The 16,788-nt window shown below is 65.3% G+C and carries 16 protein-coding genes; 7 read left to right on the forward strand and 9 right to left on the reverse strand.

Going from position 1 to position 16,788, the window contains the following annotated elements; all coding sequences use genetic code 11:
* The first annotated feature begins 137 nt into the window (after nt 1–137).
* The 6 genes from AC0V2Y_RS01010 to dbpA all read left to right on the forward strand — a co-directional run bounded on the left by AC0V2Y_RS01010 (nt 138) and on the right by dbpA (nt 8,040).
* Nucleotides 138–656, forward strand: a complete 519-nt coding sequence (locus AC0V2Y_RS01010; RefSeq protein ID WP_475413536.1) for a sigma-70 family RNA polymerase sigma factor — start codon at nt 138–140, stop codon at nt 654–656.
* A gap of 1 nt (nt 657) precedes the next feature.
* Nucleotides 658–1,665 carry a FecR domain-containing protein gene (locus AC0V2Y_RS01015; RefSeq protein WP_475413537.1) on the forward strand — a complete coding sequence of 336 codons (1,008 nt, stop codon included), beginning with the start codon at nt 658–660 and terminating at the stop codon, nt 1,663–1,665.
* A 146-nt stretch (nt 1,666–1,811) separates the two neighbouring features.
* The gene (locus AC0V2Y_RS01020) at nt 1,812–4,268 is read left to right on the forward strand and encodes a TonB-dependent siderophore receptor (RefSeq protein WP_475413538.1); all 2,457 of its coding nucleotides are present in this window, start codon (nt 1,812–1,814) and stop codon (nt 4,266–4,268) included.
* A gap of 116 nt (nt 4,269–4,384) precedes the next feature.
* A complete protein-coding gene (locus AC0V2Y_RS01025) occupies nt 4,385–6,049 on the forward strand; it encodes an acid phosphatase (RefSeq protein ID WP_475413539.1) in 1,665 nt (554 codons plus the stop codon).
* Nucleotides 6,050–6,254: 205 nt separating this feature from the next.
* Nucleotides 6,255–6,491 carry a hypothetical protein gene (locus tag AC0V2Y_RS01030; protein WP_070223821.1) on the forward strand — a complete coding sequence of 79 codons (237 nt, stop codon included), beginning with the start codon at nt 6,255–6,257 and terminating at the stop codon, nt 6,489–6,491.
* Between the two features lie 121 nt (nt 6,492–6,612).
* Nucleotides 6,613–8,040 carry an ATP-dependent RNA helicase DbpA gene (dbpA, locus tag AC0V2Y_RS01035; protein ID WP_475413540.1) on the forward strand — a complete coding sequence of 476 codons (1,428 nt, stop codon included), beginning with the start codon at nt 6,613–6,615 and terminating at the stop codon, nt 8,038–8,040.
* On the opposite strand, the gene AC0V2Y_RS01040 is transcribed toward dbpA, so the two are convergent.
* The 4 genes from AC0V2Y_RS01040 to AC0V2Y_RS01055 all read right to left on the reverse strand — a co-directional run bounded on the left by AC0V2Y_RS01040 (nt 8,027) and on the right by AC0V2Y_RS01055 (nt 11,978).
* Nucleotides 8,027–8,569 carry a hypothetical protein gene (locus AC0V2Y_RS01040; protein ID WP_475413541.1) on the reverse strand — a complete coding sequence of 181 codons (543 nt, stop codon included), beginning with the start codon at nt 8,567–8,569 and terminating at the stop codon, nt 8,027–8,029. The genes dbpA and AC0V2Y_RS01040 overlap by 14 nt on opposite strands.
* Entirely contained in the window at nt 8,562–9,140 is a 579-nt protein-coding gene (locus AC0V2Y_RS01045; protein ID WP_475413542.1) for a hypothetical protein, read from the reverse strand. The genes AC0V2Y_RS01040 and AC0V2Y_RS01045 overlap by 8 nt, the downstream gene beginning before the upstream one ends.
* 71 nt (nt 9,141–9,211) lie before the next feature.
* Nucleotides 9,212–10,588 carry a cysteine--tRNA ligase gene (gene cysS, locus AC0V2Y_RS01050; RefSeq protein ID WP_475413543.1) on the reverse strand — a complete coding sequence of 459 codons (1,377 nt, stop codon included), beginning with the start codon at nt 10,586–10,588 and terminating at the stop codon, nt 9,212–9,214.
* Between the two features lie 238 nt (nt 10,589–10,826).
* The gene (locus AC0V2Y_RS01055) at nt 10,827–11,978 is read right to left on the reverse strand and encodes an MFS transporter (protein WP_475413722.1); all 1,152 of its coding nucleotides are present in this window, start codon (nt 11,976–11,978) and stop codon (nt 10,827–10,829) included.
* 228 nt (nt 11,979–12,206) lie between these two features.
* On the opposite strand from AC0V2Y_RS01055, the gene AC0V2Y_RS01060 reads away from it, so the two are divergent.
* On the forward strand, nt 12,207–13,034 hold the full coding sequence (locus tag AC0V2Y_RS01060) for an AraC family transcriptional regulator (protein ID WP_475413544.1): 828 nt from the start codon (nt 12,207–12,209) through the stop codon (nt 13,032–13,034).
* Nucleotides 13,035–13,256: 222 nt separating this feature from the next.
* Here AC0V2Y_RS01060 and aqpZ read toward each other — a convergent pair whose 3' ends face one another.
* The 5 genes from aqpZ to AC0V2Y_RS01085 form a co-directional block, all read right to left on the reverse strand.
* On the reverse strand, nt 13,257–13,946 hold the full coding sequence (gene aqpZ / locus AC0V2Y_RS01065; protein WP_475413545.1) for an aquaporin Z: 690 nt from the start codon (nt 13,944–13,946) through the stop codon (nt 13,257–13,259).
* Nucleotides 13,947–14,166: 220 nt separating this feature from the next.
* Nucleotides 14,167–14,577: a GNAT family N-acetyltransferase gene (locus AC0V2Y_RS01070; protein WP_475413546.1), complete on the reverse strand. Its 411-nt coding sequence runs from the start codon at nt 14,575–14,577 to the stop codon at nt 14,167–14,169.
* Nucleotides 14,577–15,035 (reverse strand): Ivy family c-type lysozyme inhibitor, encoded by a 459-nt coding sequence (locus AC0V2Y_RS01075; RefSeq protein WP_475413547.1) that lies wholly within the window; start codon nt 15,033–15,035, stop codon nt 14,577–14,579. The genes AC0V2Y_RS01070 and AC0V2Y_RS01075 overlap by 1 nt, the downstream gene beginning before the upstream one ends.
* Nucleotides 15,036–15,100: 65 nt before the next feature.
* On the reverse strand, nt 15,101–15,511 hold the full coding sequence (locus tag AC0V2Y_RS01080) for a hypothetical protein (RefSeq protein WP_475413548.1): 411 nt from the start codon (nt 15,509–15,511) through the stop codon (nt 15,101–15,103).
* A 35-nt stretch (nt 15,512–15,546) separates the two neighbouring features.
* Complete coding sequence (locus tag AC0V2Y_RS01085; protein ID WP_475413549.1) at nt 15,547–16,686, reverse strand: amidase family protein; 1,140 nt, start codon at nt 16,684–16,686, stop codon at nt 15,547–15,549.
* Between the last annotated feature and the right edge of the window lie 102 nt (nt 16,687–16,788).

The raw sequence follows: 16,788 nt of genomic DNA on the forward strand, positions 1-16,788 counted from the left end.
ATCCCTTGCCGCAGGCGGCCAGGGGCGCAGTCGCATTTCAGCAACGCCGCGTTTTCCCGATTGCCTGGCGTGCGCCGCTGCGCTATCATGAGAACAATTCTCATTTAGATTAAGATACCCTATCCCATCCTGTGCGCATGCCGTCCGCCCCTTCCCCGCCGTCCGATTTCCAGGCCCTGTATGCCGAGCACCACTCGTGGCTGCTGCACTGGCTGAAGCGCCGCCTGCACGATGCGGGGCTGGCGGGCGACCTGGCGCAGGATACCTTCCTCAAGATCTTCGTCGCGCGCAGCAGTGCCGGGATTGCGCAGCCGCGGCCTTTCCTGGCCACCATCGCCAAGCGCCTGCTGGCCAACCACTGCCGGCGCGAAGAACTCGAACGGGCCTACCTCGACGCCCTGCTGCACCAGCCGCAAGCCTGTGCGCCATCGCCGGAAGCGATGTCCATGCTGCTCGAATCGCTGCAACTGGTCGACCGCGCGCTGGACCAGCTGTCCGCCAAGGCCAGGGCCGCCTTCCTGCTGGCCCACCTGGACGGCATGACCTACGCCGAGATCGCCGCCGAACTGGGCACCACCACGCATTCCGTCAAAAAATACCTGAGCAAGGCCAACCTGCTGTGCTTTTTTGCCGTGCCCGATTTTGCCGCGCCCTGACATGCGCGCCGCCACCGTCTACGCCCAGGGCCAGCCCATCGACCTGGCCGTCGCCATGCAGGCGGCCGAATGGCTGACCACCCTGATGAGCGGCGAAACGACGCCGGCGGAAAAAACGGCCTGGCAGCAGTGGCGCCAGGCGCACCCCGATCATGAACGGGCATGGAAACACATCGAAAGCGTCAGCGGCGGCTTGCGCGCACTCGATGGGCCAGCCAGCCGCCAGGCGCTGCTGCAAAGTCCCCTCTCGCGTTCCGTCTCGCGGCGCGGCAGCCTGCGGCTGCTGGCGTGGATCTCCGCCATCGGTCTCACCGGCTGGTTCGGCGCGCGCTCGGAATATGCGCCCGGCATGGCCCGCGCCGCGCTGGCCGACCTGTCCACCGGCGTGGGCGAACGCCGCGAGCTGACCCTGGCGGACGGCAGCCGCCTGCATCTGAACAGCGGCAGCGCCGTCAACATCCGCTACACGGACACGCAGCGGATGCTGCAACTGGTGCGGGGCGAAGCCTTCATCGCCACCGCCCGCGAAACGGGCCGGCCTTACCGCCCCTTCCTCGTCGAAACGGCGCAAGGCCGGGCGCAGGCGCTGGGCACGCGCTACTCGGTGCGCCAGGACGAGGGCAGCACCCAGGTCGCCGTCGAGGAAGGCGCCGTGCGGCTGATGCCGCGCCATGGCCATGCCAGCCTCGTGATCCAGGCGGGCCAGGGCGGCGGCATGACGGCGCGCAGCACCGTGCCCGCGCACGCCGTCTCGCCCGACATCTGGGCCTGGCGCCAGGGCTTGCTGCTGGCCGACGCCATGCCGCTGCGCGACTTCCTGCATGAATTGAGCCGCTACCGTCACGGCTGGCTGGGCTGCGACGACGCGGTGGCCGGCCTGCGCATTTCCGGCGTCTTCCCGCTGGCCGACCTGGACGCCGTGCTGCTGTCGCTGCCCGATTCCCTGCCGGTGGACGTGCGCCTGCGCACGCGCTACTGGGTGCAGGTGGAGGCGCGCCAGCAGCGCTGAACATGTATTTTCACGCCAGCGCAAAAAAAGGTACCCGTTTTCGATTCTCGCGTGACCTGTGTAGGCAACGTTCTTTTTGACGACTACACCACAAGGTAACCATGTCCCAAGTTATGTCTTCCCGGTCCCGGCCACGCATCAAGCGCATGGCGCATGCCATCCAATGCATCTTCATCGGTTCGGCCCTGCTGCTGAATATCCCCGCGCCAGCCCTGGCGCAGGAAGTCGCGGCAGCGCCAGCGGCCAGCCTCGACTTCCAGGTGCCGGCTGGCGACCTGGCGGCGGCGCTGCGCCAGGTCGCCAGCCAGTCCAGGGTCATCCTCAGCTTCACGCCGGACCAGACGCGCGGCAAGACGTCCACGGGGCTCACGGGACGCCACGACGTGCTGGCCGCCCTGAACGGCGTGCTGCGCGGCACGGGCCTGAAGGCCGAGCGCAGCGCCAATGGCAGCTACGTGCTGCGCGCGGCCGACGCCGCAGCGGGTGGCGAAGCGCTGTCGATGATGCCGGAAGTATCGGTCAAGGCGCAGCAGGACGCCACCGAAGGCTCGGGCGCATATGTCTCCGCCCTGCCGATCGCCACGGCCACGCCGCTGGGCCTGTCGATCAGGGAAACGCCGCAGTCGGTCAGCGTCATCACGCAGCAGCGCATGCAGGACCAGGGCTTGAGCACCATCGCGCAAGTGATGGCGCAAACGCCGGGCGTCACCCTGTTTTCGCTGGGCAGCGAGCGCACGGGCTTTACTTCGCGCGGCTACTCGATCACCAATTATCAGCTCGACGGCGTCAGCACGCATTCGGAAAACCTCGGCCTCAATGCGATACCGTCGCAAAGCCTGGCCGACATGGCGCTGTACGACCGCATCGAAGTGCTGCGCGGCGCCTCGGGCCTGATGACGGGCGCGGGCGACGCTTCGGGCGCCATCAACATGGTGCGCAAGAAGCCGACGGCGCAGTTCCAGGCCGCCGTCGAGGGCGAGCTGGGCTCCTACGATGAACGGCGCGCCATGGCCGACATCTCGGGTCCGCTGAACGAGGCGCGCACGGTGCGCGGCCGCCTGGTGAGCGTGTACGAGGAAGGCGACAGCATCATCGACGGCTACAGCCGCGACAAGAAAGTGGTCTACGGCGTGCTCGAGGCGGACTTGTCAAACGACACGAAACTGACGGCCGGCATGACGCACCAGCGCAAGCGCTCGGACGGTTCCCTCTCCTACCTGGGCTTCCCCCTGTTCTACAGCAATGGCACCATGACGGACCTGCCCCGCTCTTTCAGCCCGGCCGCCAGGTCGAATCGCTTCGGCACCAATTCGACCGACCTTTTCGTCACCCTGGAACACGCGCTGACAAACGACTGGAAGCTGAAAATCTCGGCCAACCGCGTGCAGTCGTCGCAGGAGGAGCGCGCCGTCTACATGAACGTGAGCGCCGGCTTCCCCGACCAGGCCACGGGCGATGGCCTGGGCCTGAGCGCCGACTACCGCGATTACCAGCTCCAGGTCAACAGCGTGGACGTCAACGTGCGCGGGCCGTTCAGCGCCTTCGGCCGCCAGCACGAGCTGGTGCTGGGCATGGACTACAGCGAATTCCAGAGCAAGACGGACGGCCGCTTCGACTGGAGCATCCAGGGCAGCGACGTCAACCTGTACCGCTGGAATCGCCTGGCAACGCCCGCGTTTGGCGCTACCTACGTCACCTACGACAGCACGCGCCGCCAGGCCAGCGCGTATGCCGCCACGCGCCTCAACCTGTCCGAGCGCCTGAAACTGATCGCCGGCGCCAAGGTGCTGCGCTACAGCGAGAACTACATCTCGGACGCGCCTACCGTGCCGTTTTACAGCGCGTCGCCAGCCGCGGAAAGCCGCGTCTTCACGCCGTATGGCGGCCTGGTGTTCGACATCGACGGCACGCACAGCGCCTACGCCAGTTATTCCACCATCTACCAGCCGCAAGCCCAGCAAGACCGCTACGGCAAGCTGCTGGCGCCGCGCGAGGGCAAGACCTTCGAAGCGGGCATCAAGAGCGGCTGGCTCGATGGCCGCCTGAACACGGCCGCCGCGCTGTACCAGATCCGCCAGAGCAACCTGGCCGAATCGGACCCCGGCTACACCGTCCCTGGCACGAACAATCCCGCCAACCGCGCCATCAAGGGCGCCAAGACCCAGGGCGTGGACCTGGAAGCGACGGGCGCGCTGACGCCGGACTGGAACATCTCGGCTTCGTGGTCCTACAGCCAGACGGAAAACAATACCGGCAAGGCGATCCTGACCACCTTCCCGCGCCACCTGGTGAAACTGTGGACCACTTACCGGCTGCCCGGCGAGCTGCATCGCCTGACGGTGGGCGGCGGCGTGAACTGGCAAAGCCGCGTGTATTCCGACATCGACGCGTGGCAGATCAACAGTACCCTGCACTGGGAACAGAAGGCGTACTCGGTGGCCAGCCTGATGGCGCGCTACGACGTCAACGACAAGCTGTCGGCCACCGTGAACGTGGCCAACCTGTTCGACAAACAGTACACGGCTTCCGTATCGGACTGGTGGTACTCGGGCATGCATGGTCCGGCGCGCAAGGTGGCACTGAAGGTGCGCTACCAGTTCTAGGGCAGGCCGAATATTTCGCACTGGCGCAGGGCCGGTGATACAATTTTCCCGCTTCACGGGCGTTGCCGGCCATTGCCGCCAACGCCCGTGCCCATAGAGACACCCAAGGAGAATGTGTGAAGGACCTCGCCCCCGCCCTGCCAGCCGATCCGGCCGACCAACCCGCCAATCCCTCGCGCCGGCGCATTTTCCAGGCCGCTTCCGCAGTCGGCCTGGCCGCCAGCCTGCCGGCGCTGGCCGACGCCGCGCCAGCCAGGAAGACCATCGCCAAGGGTTCGCTCGACGCGAAACTCAAGGCGCACGTCAAGAACGTGGTCGTGATCTACCTGGAAAACCGCAGCTTCAACAACCTGTTCGCCAACTTCCCCGGCACCAGCGCCCCCCTGTCCGCCGTCACGGCGGAACAGGCGCAGCAACTGGACCGCGACGGCAAGCCGCTGGCTACCCTGCCGAATATCTGGGGCGGCCTGGTGCCGAACCAGCAAAATATCGGCGGCACCGATTACCTGATCAAGGAAGACCAGATTTCCGGCCTGCCCAACGCGCCCTACAAACTGAGCGACGCAGCCGGCAAGCCCCTGCCCGAGAGCATCATCACGCGCGACCTCGTGCACCGCTTCTATAACAACCAGATGCAGATCAACGGCGGCAAGAACGACGGCTTTGCCGCGTGGGCCGACAGCGGCGGCCTGGTGATGGGCCACTACGGCGAAACGTCGAAAAACCTGAACCTGTGGCAGATCGCCGAGCAGTACACGCTGTGCGACAACTTCTTCATGGCGGCCTTCGGCGGCTCCTACATGAACCACCAGTTCCTCGTCACAGGCCGCGCCAACGAATACTTCAACGCGGCCGAGACGGCGGCGAAGAAAAAGATCGCCGTACTGTCGGACGGCCCGCAAGGCGTGCGCCTGGCCATCTCGCCCGACTGTCCCGCCTCCGCGCTGGACGGCAAGCCGAAATACGTGAACGACGGCGCCCTCACGCCGGACGGCTATGCCGTCAACACCATGGCGCCGCCGTATCAACCGAGCTACATCCGCCCCGCCTTCGACGGCGACCCGCTGCACGCCGACCCGGCCGACGCGAATACGCTGCCGCCGCAAACCTACGACACCATCGGCGACCTGCTGTCGCGCAAGGGCGTCAGCTGGGCATGGTATGGCGGCGGCTGGCAAGCGGCGCTCGACCACAAAGGCGGCGGCAGCAAGCCGAACTTCCAGTTCCACCACCAGCCGCTGAACTACTTCAAGCAGTTCGCGCCCGGCACGGCGGCGCGCGCCGAACACCTGCGCGACGGCGGCACGGGCGACAGCCCGATCTCGAACAAATTCCTCGCCGCCGCCGTGGCGGGCAAGCTGCCGGCCGTGACCTTCTACAAGCCGCAGGGCAATCTGAACCTGCACGCGGGCTATTCGGACATCGAATCGGGCGACCAGCACGTGGCCAACGTCATCCAGCATCTGAAGGAATCGCCGCAGTGGAAGGACATGATCGTGGTGATCACGTTCGACGAGAACGGCGGCTGGTGGGACCACGTGGCGCCGCCAAAGGGCGACCGCTGGGGCCCGGGCACGCGCATTCCCGCCATCGTCGTCTCGCCGTACGCGAAAAAAGGCGCCGTCGACCACAGTTTCTACGACACGACGTCGATCCTGCGTTTGATCACGCGCCTGCACGACCTGCCGCTGCTCGAAGGCCTGAAAGTGCGCAACGACGCCTTCGCGTCACGCGGCGCGCTGCCGCCGGGCGACTTGACGGGCGCCCTCAGCTTCCGTTAAGCCCTACACGGTGCGGCACGCCTGTGATACACTGCGTGCCGCACTTAAATCCGCAGGTGTGCTTTTCCTGCCGATGATATTCACAATGAGCCCGACTCCTGTAGCCGGGCTTTTGTTTTGTGGATGAAGTGAAAGCGTATGGACATAGGCGGACGGCATGCTGCCCGCCCCCTGGCCTTCGCAGGCCAGGGACAGAGGTTATCAAATGAGAGATAAAAAAGACAACGCCACCATCGACTTGCCCGGTTTCGGTCCGCCGCCAGCGCTCGAGGCGCCAGAGCCGGCGCCGGAACCGCAGCGCCGCGCGCGCGCGCGCAAGGTGGCCTTGAAGCAGGTGCAGCTCGAATTGCTGGAGCCGACCGATGCCACGGGCTTGCCCGTATGGACGCGCGACGCCGGCCTCGATCTCACCGGCTTGCCCATCTGGGCGCCCGACAATTAGTAGCAGACTGAGTAACAACGCCGGCGGCCGTTTGCCGCCGGTGGCCACACCACCATCCGCACAAGGGCGTAAACGCCTGTAGACTGTGCCCATCCACCCGCTTTTTACCGGCTCCGCCCCTATGAACACCACCACTGACACCACCAATTCTTTTGCCAGCCTGCCGCTGACGCCCGCCTTTTTGGCCAACCTGGATTCGCTCGGCTACCACGAGATGACCACCATCCAGGCGCAAAGCCTGCCGGCCGTGCTCGATGGCCGCGACCTGATCGCGCAAGCGAAAACGGGCAGCGGCAAGACGGCCGCCTTCGGCATCGGCATCCTGCACAAGCTCAATCCGGCCTGGTTTGCCGTGCAAGGCCTGGTGCTGTGCCCCACGCGCGAACTGGCCGACCAGGTGGCCAATGAGCTGCGCCGCCTGGCGCGCGCGGCCGGCAACATCAAGATCCTGACCCTGACGGGCGGCGCGCCGATGCGCCCGCAGATCGCCTCGCTGGAACACGGCGCCCACATCGTCGTCGGCACGCCGGGCCGTTTGCGCGACCACCTGGGTCGCGGCACCATCAACCTGAACCACGTGCAGACGCTGGTGCTCGATGAAGCGGACCGCATGACGGACATGGGCTTTTACGAGGAAATCGCCGGCATCGTCAGCGCCTGCCCGGCGCGCCGCCAGACCCTGCTGTTCTCGGCCACGTATCCGGAAGACATCCGCCGCGCCACGGCGTCGTTCCTCGTCAATCCGCTGGAAGTGACGGTCGAGGCGCAGCACGACAACGACAAGATCGAGCAGCGCTTCTATGAGATCGGCTTCGACGAGCGCAACAGCGCCGTCGGCAAGCTGTTAAAACACTTCAAGCCGGAATCGACCTTGGCCTTCTGCAACACCAAGGTGCATTGCCGCGAACTGGCCGAGGAACTGCGCCAGCAAGGCTTTTCCGCGCTGGCCCTGTACGGCGAACTGGAACAGCGCGAGCGCGATGAAATCCTCGTGCTGTTCGCCAACCGCAGCTGCTCCGTGCTGGTGGCCACCGACGTGGCCGCGCGCGGCCTCGATATTTCCGACCTGGGCGCCGTGATCAACGTCGACGTCTCGAAAGACACGGAAGTGCATATCCACCGCATCGGCCGCACGGGCCGCGGCAGCAAGAAGGGCCTGGCCCTGTCGCTGTGCGCGCCGAACGAGAAAAAATGGGTCAAGCTGATCGAGCAGTACCAGAACAGCGCCGCCGAATGGCACGACCTGAAGGAGCTGGCGGAAGACGATGGGATGGAGGCGCTGCCGGCGCCGATGGTCACCCTGTGCATCATGGGCGGCAAGAAGGACAAGCTGCGTCCGGGCGATTTGCTGGGCGCGCTGACGGGCGATGCGGGCCTGACGAAGGAACAGGTGGGCAAGATCAACGTGTTCGAGTTCATGACCTACGTGGCGCTCGACCGCAAGGTGGCCGAGGCGGCGTTCAAGCGCCTGAACGCGGGCAATACCCTGGGCCGCGACTTCGGCAACATCAAGGGCCGCAGCTTCAAGATGCGCTTTATCGAGGCCTAAGGCCTTGCAAGGTACGCAGGGCCGCCATGGTCCTGCGTCCAGGATAGTTTTCCCACACGGGATACTCCCGGCGGTAATAGCAGCTCCAGTAGCTGATGCTGCGCCGCTCCAGCGTGTCCACATACGCTGGGTTCTCCCGCAGGTAGCGCGCCAGCGCTTCCGTATTCCAGGCCGGCAGCGCCGCGCCAATTGCCTCGATAATCTCCAGCACGTATTCGCCGCACAGGTGCACGACGAACGGTACCGTCCACGCCCGCTCCTGCAGCAACAGCTGCCTGACACACGCTTCGCGCAGATGGCCGTCATGGTGGCGCGTGCCCAGGCACAGGGCGAGCACGCCCGCGTCGCCGGGCAGCCGCGTACAAGCCAGCAGCCGCTCGCGGTCGTAGTAGGTGCGCGTCGGGATCAGCAAGGCCTCGCCATCCTGGCGCACGGCAAATGGCGGGTGTGCCCGGCCGCTCCCCAGCACGGGCAGCAGCTGCGCCACAGTGCCGGCCAAGGCCGCCGGAAAGGCGTCCGCTTCAGCCATCGCGCCCCTCCCGGCACACCTTGCGCACGCCCAGCGCAGGTTTATCCACCTTTTCAAAGATCACATTCGAATACCATGCGGCGGGGTCGCCGTCCGTGGGCTTGCCCAGCGAAATATAGTAGCCGCCATGGGTGAACAGGGCCGTCGTTTCCTTGCCCGGCGTGGCACCCCGCAGGAAGGCCGGCCAGGCCGCCTTGTCGACTTGATCAAAACGCGCGGCCAGCAGCGCCAGCAGGCGCGCATGCGTCGCCGGCGCATACGGGAACAGATACAGGTATTCGACCAGTTCCCCGCCATCGGCCAGGCGCGTGACGGCGGCCGTCGCGGCATCGGCCGTCCCCTCGTCGCCGCCAAAGCGGCACAAGGTGCCGCCGCTGTAGGCGAAGTCGATGACGGTCGCCGGCGCGCACGCCTGCCGTTCGCGGTCGACACCGACGGGCGGCAGCGCGCGCACTTGCGCCAGCAGCGCTTCGCCGGACGTGGCCAGCACGGGAAAGCCCGGACACTCGCTGGCCGTCTGCACGGACGAAAAGGCAAGACAGCAACTCAACAACAGCACACCACGCTTCACGGCATCTCCTGCGTTTATCATGCGGCCATTATGCATGGCCGCCGCAGATACGGCCACACGCTCACAGGGTGTCACAAAGCGCGCGCCTGCTGGCCCTGCGGCGTATCGTCGATGTCGTAGCCGGCCGCGCGCGCCAGTTCGCGCAAGCGGTCCGCCTCGGCCCACTGGCGCTGCGCGCGCGCATTGGCCCGTTCCGCCAGCCACGCCAGCACCGGCTGCGGCACTTCCACCTGCGCCGGCCGCCAGGCCAGCAGATCGAGCCCCAGCGCCGCATCGAAGCGGGCCATGGTAGCCTTTTTGACGGCGTCCGGCAGCGCGCTTTTCAGCAGCTCCCAGGCCACGGCCAGCGCGCGCGGATAATTCAGGTCATCGTTGATCTGCGCCGCAAAGCGCGCCAGCCATGCGGGATCGGCCTCGCCGCCTGCATCCCCCAGGCCATGCACGGCCACGCGCAGGCGCGCCAGGCCGCTGCTGGCGGCGCGCAGGGCTTCATCCGTGAAATTGAGGCTGCTGCGGTAGTGGGCGCCCAGGCACAGGTAGCGGTAAGCCAGCGGATCGACGCCCTGCTCCGCCAGGCTTTGCAGGCGCAGGAAGTCGCCCGAGGATTTCGACATCTTCGCATCCTGGGTCTTGAGGAAGGCGCCGTGCAGCCAGAAGTTGGCCAGGCGCGTGCCGTGGCGCGCTTCCGTCTGCGCGATCTCGTTGCTGTGGTGGACGGCCACATGGTCTTCGCCGCCGCAATGGATGTCGAAATACGTCCCCAGGTGCTTTTCCGCCATGGCCGAGCATTCGATGTGCCAGCCGGGGAAGCCCAGGCCCCACGGACTGTCCCACTCCATCTGCCGCTGTCCCGGCACGCCGCTGAACTTCCACAGCGCAAAGTCGCAGATATCGCGTTTTTCCCCAAGGTCCACCCTTTTCCCCGCCTGCAGGCCGTCGCGCTTCAGGCGCGCCAGCTTGCCGTAGCCGTCCTGGCGCGTCGTGTCGAAATAGATGCCATCGTCCGTGCGGTAGGTATAGCCCTTCGCTTCCAGGTCGAGGATGAAGGCGATCTGTTCCGCGATGTGGTCCGTGGCGCGGCACCAGACGGTGGGCGGCAGGATATTGAGCTGGCGCAGATCATCTTCAAACGCGCGCGTGAATGCGGCGGCGATATCCCAGGCCGACTCGCCGCTGCGCCGGCTGCGCGCCTCGATCTTGTCATCGCCGCTGTCCGCGTCCGACGTCAAATGGCCCACGTCCGTGATGTTCATCACGTGGCGCACCTGCAAGCCGTTGAATGCGAGCGCGCGGCGCAAGCCGTCGACGAACAGGTAGGTACGCAGGTTGCCGATGTGCGCATAATCGTAGACGGTGGGGCCGCAGGCGTACAGGCCCGCGTGGCCGGCGGCAAGGGGTTCGAACGGGCGCAGGCTGCGCGCGTAGGTATCGTACAGATGAAGTGTCATGCGGGACTTTCATTAACGCTGCGGAAAAAGAAAATGGCCACAGGTTTTTCAACGCTGTGGCCATCGGAATGAGGAGTAAAAAGTTTAACGGCACCGGGCCGCATCCTCACGAAGCCAGGTACACGGACACAGCGCAGCGGCGGCGGCGGATGCAGAAACTGGAGGGAGGATGAAAGTGATCATGGGACGAATATCGCATGTACGCGGGCGGGCCGTCAAGCCCTCCCGCGTCACCCGCTTATTTTTTCGCCTGCTCGATATGCGGCAGCAGCACCGTCAGGATGCCCAGCAGCGGCAGGTAGGAGCAGATTTTATACACATAGGCGATGCCGGAGATATCAGCCAGGTGGCCCATGGCGGCGGCCGCGATGCCGGAGACGCCGAACATCAGGCCGAAGAAGATGCCCGCGATCATGCCCACCTTGCCCGGCACCAGTTCCTGCGCAAAGACGACGATGGCGGAAAAGGCGGAAGAAATCACGAAGCCGATGATCACCGTCAAGACGGCCGTCCAGAACAGGTCGACATATGGCAGCAGCAGGGTGAACGGCGCGGCGCCCAGGATGGAAATCCAGATCACGCGCTTGCGGCCGATGCGGTCGCCGATGGGGCCGCCCATAAAGGTGCCGGCCGCCACGGCGGCGAGGAACAGGAACAGGTAGAGCTGGGCATCGCCGAGCGACAGGTGGAATTTGTCGATCAGGTAAAACGTGTAGTAGCTCGACAGGCTGGCCATGTAGATGTATTTGGAAAACACCAGCAGCGCCAGCACGGCCAGCGCGCCCATCACCTTGTTGCGCGACAGGTTCGGGCCATGGCCGCCCGCCTTCGGCTTGAAGCTGGCCAGGTGGCCGCTGTACCACCGGCTGACCTTGTACAGCACGCCGATGGCCAGCACGGCCAGCAGGCTGAACCAGGCGACATTGCCATGCCCCCGGTTCACGATGACGGCGGCCGCCAGCAGCGGCCCCAGGGCGGAACCGACGTTGCCGCCCACCTGGAACAGAGACTGGGCAAAGCCGTAGCGCCCGCCCGAGGCCATGCGCGCCACGCGCGACGCTTCCGGGTGGAAGGTCGAGGAGCCGACGCCGATCAGACCGGCGGCGAGCAGCAAGGTCGGGAAGGTGGTGACGACGGACAGCATCAGCACTCCGGCCAGGGTAAAGCACATGCCGACCGGCAGCAGGAAGGGCAGCGGACGGCGGTCCGTGTACAAGCCGATCCAGGGCTGCAGCAACGATGCCGTGCACTGGAACGTCAGGGTTATGAGGCCGACCTGGGTAAAACTGAGTGAAAACTCGGCTTTCAGCATCGGATAAATCGACGGCAATAATGCCTGGATCAAGTCATTGAGCAAGTGCACGAAGGCGACGGCGCCCAGGATGTGCATGGCCAGACCGGATTGTTGTTGGGAACTATGAAGCGAGGGAGCCGCCGGCACGGACTTGGCCAATGCCGCGGCAGTTGTGGTTGTGTGCATGTATCATCCGCAATAATCGGGCACGGCGGGCGGCCCGGCAAAGAAGCCAGTATAGTATGGTCACTGAACTGATAACTTCCAATAATCGTCGCTCAAGTGACAACTAAGTGACAATCAGGCGACAAGCCAACGACCGACATGTACACCCACCCACCCGTCCAGACCCACCCCGATGGCGTGCCGTTCAGCCGCAGCACGAGCTCGCACGATTACCAGCACGTGCCGCGCCCCGTGACGGCCATGTCCAGGCAATATGCGGCGGGCGACTATACGGCGCCGCACAGCCACGTGCGGGCGCAGCTGCTGTATGCGACGCAAGGCGTGATGCGCGTTTCCACCGAACATGGCGTGTGGATATTGCCGCCCCGGCGCGCCCTGCTGATTCCCGTGGGCGTCGTGCACGAAGTCCATATCTTGAGCGAATTGAGCATGCGCACCGTGTACATCGACGCGCAGGTGGCGGCCCCGTATGGCGCCGATTGCAAGGTGCTGGAAGTGAGCCGGCTGCTGCGCGAACTGATCCTGGCCTTGCTGGCCGAACCGATCGAATATGCGCTGGCGGGGCGCGGCGACTGGCTGGCCCATTTGATCCTGTCGGAACTGGCGGCGGCCGACACCGTGCCCCTCGCCATCCCCTGGCCCCGCGACCGCCGCCTGGTGGCCGTCTGCTCGGCCATCATGGACGCGCCCGGCAGCCGGCGCAGCATCGAGGAATGGGCCCAGGATGCGGGCGCCAGCGCGCGCACCCTGATCCGCTTATTCCCAAAGGAAACGGGCTTGCACTACCGCCAATGGCTGCAGCAAGTCCACCTGGCCGAAGCATTCTGCCGCCTGGACCGGGGCGAAGGCGTGGCGGCCATCGCCTATGCGCTGGGCTATGCCAGCCCCAGCGCCTTCAGCGCCATGTTCCGCCGCATCCTGGGCCGCACGCCGCAGCATTACCTGAGCGAGTGGCGCGCCGCGTAGGTCGGCTTAGCGTGGCGCAGCCGCGCGTAAGCCGACAAGCTACACTGTTGGCATTGTCGGCTTACGCCCTGCGGGCCAAGCCGACCTACGACGATGCCTGCGCACCGGGCAATGCGCCAATGACGGGCGCCGCGTAGGTCGGCTTAGCGTGGCAACGCCGCGCGTAAGCCGACAAACTGCGTTGCCGGCATTGTCGGCTTACGCCCTGCGGGCCAAGCCGACCTACTCTTTTTCGCCCGCGATCAAACGGTAGGCCAGCGCGCCCAGCAAGGCGCCGATGATCGGTGCCAGCCAGAACAGCCACAGCTGGCTGGTGGCCCAGTCGCCCACGTACAGGGCCACGCCCGTGCTGCGGGCCGGGTTGACCGAGGTATTCGTCACGGGGATGCTGATCAGATGGATCAGGGTCAGTGCCAGGCCGATCGGCAGCGGGGCGAAGCCGGCCGGTGCGCGCCTGTCGGTGGCGCCCAGGATGACGATCAGGAAGAACATCGTCAGCACGATTTCAATGACCAGCGCCGACAGCATCGAATAGCCGCCCGGCGAATGGGCACCGAAGCCGTTCGAGGCAAAGCCCTTGCTGACATCGAAACCGGCCTGGCCGCTGGCGATCACGTACAGCACGCCGCCGGCCACAATGGCGCCCAGTACCTGCGCGATGATGTACGGTAACAGTTGACTGGCAGGAAAGCGGCCGCCCGCCCACAGGCCGATCGAGACGGCCGGATTCAGGTGGCAGCCCGAGATGTGGCCGATGGCGTAAGCCATGGTCAGCACCGTCAGGCCAAACGCCAGGGCTACGCCGGCAAAGCCGATACCGAGGCCGGGAAAGGCGGCGGCCAGCACGGCGCTGCCGCAACCACCCAGTACCAGCCAGAACGTGCCGAGGAACTCGGCGCCATATTGTTTCATGATGTATTCCTTTAAAGTGACGAGAAAACGTGCCAGGGACGACCAATCGGACCGCTCACCACCTTTGCCCCCGCCTGGAGGCGACGGCAAAGCACAGCACCAGCAATGCACTGCACGCTGCAGAGCGCGAATAATGACATGCTGTCATTATCAATGCAACATTAATCTCATGCAACAATATTAATGGTTTTCCCGGAATAAACTATTGTTTTACCAACTATCATGATGCCGGGCGGCGCATGTATTTGTGTGGCGCCTCCAATGGCGCAAAGCCAAAGCCCGCATACAGGCCATGCGCATCATCGGTCCCCAGCATCCAGGTGACCGCGCGCAAGCGCTCATCGCCGAGCACGGCGGCCACCAGCTGCTTGCCATAGCCGCGCCCCTGGTATGGCGGCAATACAAACACGTCGCGCAGGTAGGCAAAATCCGTGTAGTCGGTGATGACCCTGGCGAACGCCACTTGCTGGCCATCCGCATAGCCGCCGAAACACAGCGCGTTGGCAATCCCCTTGCGCACCGTTTCGATCGCCACGCCACGCTTCCAGTACGACTGCTCGCTCAGGTAGCGGTGGATCATGGGCACGTCCAGTTCGCCGCGCTCGCTGGAAATGTGTAATGGCGCGTGCATCAGTTCTTGTACAGCAAGTCGGCTTCGGCGATGCTGGGCTCGCCGAAATACACGGTGCGCAAGCCGCCCTTGGCATCGCTGCCCATGTACACGCCCGTCATGCTGCGCGCGACCGGGTCGTACAAAATGGAGTAGCGGTGGCCGCAATTGTGCGGTTCGCAGACGCTGCTCAGCAGGCGTGCCTTGCCGTCGATCTCGACCGGCTTGAGCGGACTGGCCACGCCATCGGGCACCCAGCGCTGGCGCTTCAGGCCAGCCTTTTTCAGCCCCACGTTGAACGCCTTGCGAAAGGCGTAGTCCGCCTTGTAGACGTCGGGGAAATACGGGCAGGTATGGCCGCCATCGCAGCTTTGCGCCTGCTCGATCAGCGACAGTTTGGGCGTACGCGCTTGCGCCGGCATGGCGGCCAGCGCCACGGCGGCGCCCAGGAACAGGGGAAACAGCAAACGTGCGGACATGCAATCTCCTAACAGCATTCAGTAATGGAGGCAGCATAGCAGAATGGCATGCCGGTGCGCGCGCCTCAGGGAGAACAGCGGATGCCGACGACCCCGTTGACCTTGCCTTCCGGCCAGCCCGTCTCGCGCCAGCGGTACACGCCCGGCGCGACGATGATCAATTGCCATTCCACCAGCTTGCCAGCGTCGTTGACGCGGGTTTCATTGTCATAGCGCAAAGTCAGGCTGCGCTCCGTTTCCGCCACGACCGTCGCGGCAAAGCGGTTGGTTTCGCCCAGCTTGCTTTTCCACGTGCGGTCGTTGAAGATCGCCAGCCGCTGATGATCGTCAGACAACTGCATGCGCGTAAAGTGCCGCGCTTCTTCGCACACACTGCTCGTGTTCACGCTGTCGGACCAGCTGCCGGACAGTTGCGCGGCATCAAAAGGAGTCGGGTTGGCGGCCGCGGCCGCAGTCAGCAGCAAGATTGCAAGCATAGATTATCAAAAGAAAACAAAAGGAAAAATCATGGTCAACGCAGCGCCAGGGCGATGCTCGATGGCAGTGCGGGCGTGTGCCGGTGCAAAGTCGCCTGCTCGTAGGCATACGCCATCGCAATGAGCGGCATGTCGCCGTGGGCAGGGCCGATGAAGGACAAGCCGACCGGCAAGCCCCCAACCATGCCGGCAGGCACCGTGATATGCGGCAAGTCGGACTGCGGCGATACGCCATGGCAGGTGGGGCCCACGAGCGCATCGAGCGTATGCGAACGCAGCAGCGCTTCGATGCCGCCAGGCCCGGGCGCGGGCGGCGTCTCGACCAGTTCCGCGCCCAGTGCGCGCAACACCAGCAGCGCCTGCCCGATCACGGCATCGGTCCCCGCACACAGGCCGAACAGGTGGCGCGCCACGCCGATGCGACGCCCGTGCAAGCCGGCAAGGTCGAGCGTCAAGCCATCGGCCAGGCGCTCGCCCGTCAGGGCGGCGAGCAGCCAGGCAGCCTCGCGCACGCTGGGCGCCATCGGCCCAGCCGTGGCTGGCTCGCCGCCCTGCCCGCCAGCGGTCCTGCCGGTGGGCTTGATGGCGACCAGGCCGCAGTTTGAAGCAGGCGCGACGATGGAGCCGTCCGCCGCGCTGTCGACGGCCAGGATAGTCAGGCCGGCCCAGCTGGCACTGGCATGCGGCATGCTGACGGCGGCCCACTGGCGCAAATTGCTTTTGCCGATGATGACGGCGCCGGCCGCGCGCAAGCGCGCCGCCACAAAGGAATCGCAGCTGGCATGCGTGGCCAGGGGTGCTTGCGTGCGCGTCTTCATGCGGTCGCCCGTGGCGATATTGTCGCGCAAGACGATGGGGATGCCGTGCAAGGGGCCGCGCACCTTGTGCACTTGCCGTTCGCGGTCCATTTCCAGGGCAATTTTCAAGGCATCGGGATTGATTTCAATGCCGGGATAGGCGCGCGCGCCCGTGCTGCACAGGGAACGGATGCGCCTCAGGTACTGCGACGTCAGCGCATGCGAACTGAGTTTGCCTGCCTGCATCATCTGCTGTTGCGGCAAGACGCCCGCATCGAGCAGATGGGCCATGGGGCTGGCGGGCGCCGTGGCACGGGCCAATACGGGGCGCGCCACGCCCCGGGACGCACCACTGCGTAACATCTGACTGCGCTGCATGCTATCTCCAGGAAACTTCAATGTTTCTACCGCAATAATGTGCTAGCCATAGCATAGCAGTCCTAGCAACACAATTGTTGTTGAAAGGAATTATTTTTCAAG

The sequence above is a fragment of the Janthinobacterium sp. BHSEK genome (assembly GCF_056174685.1).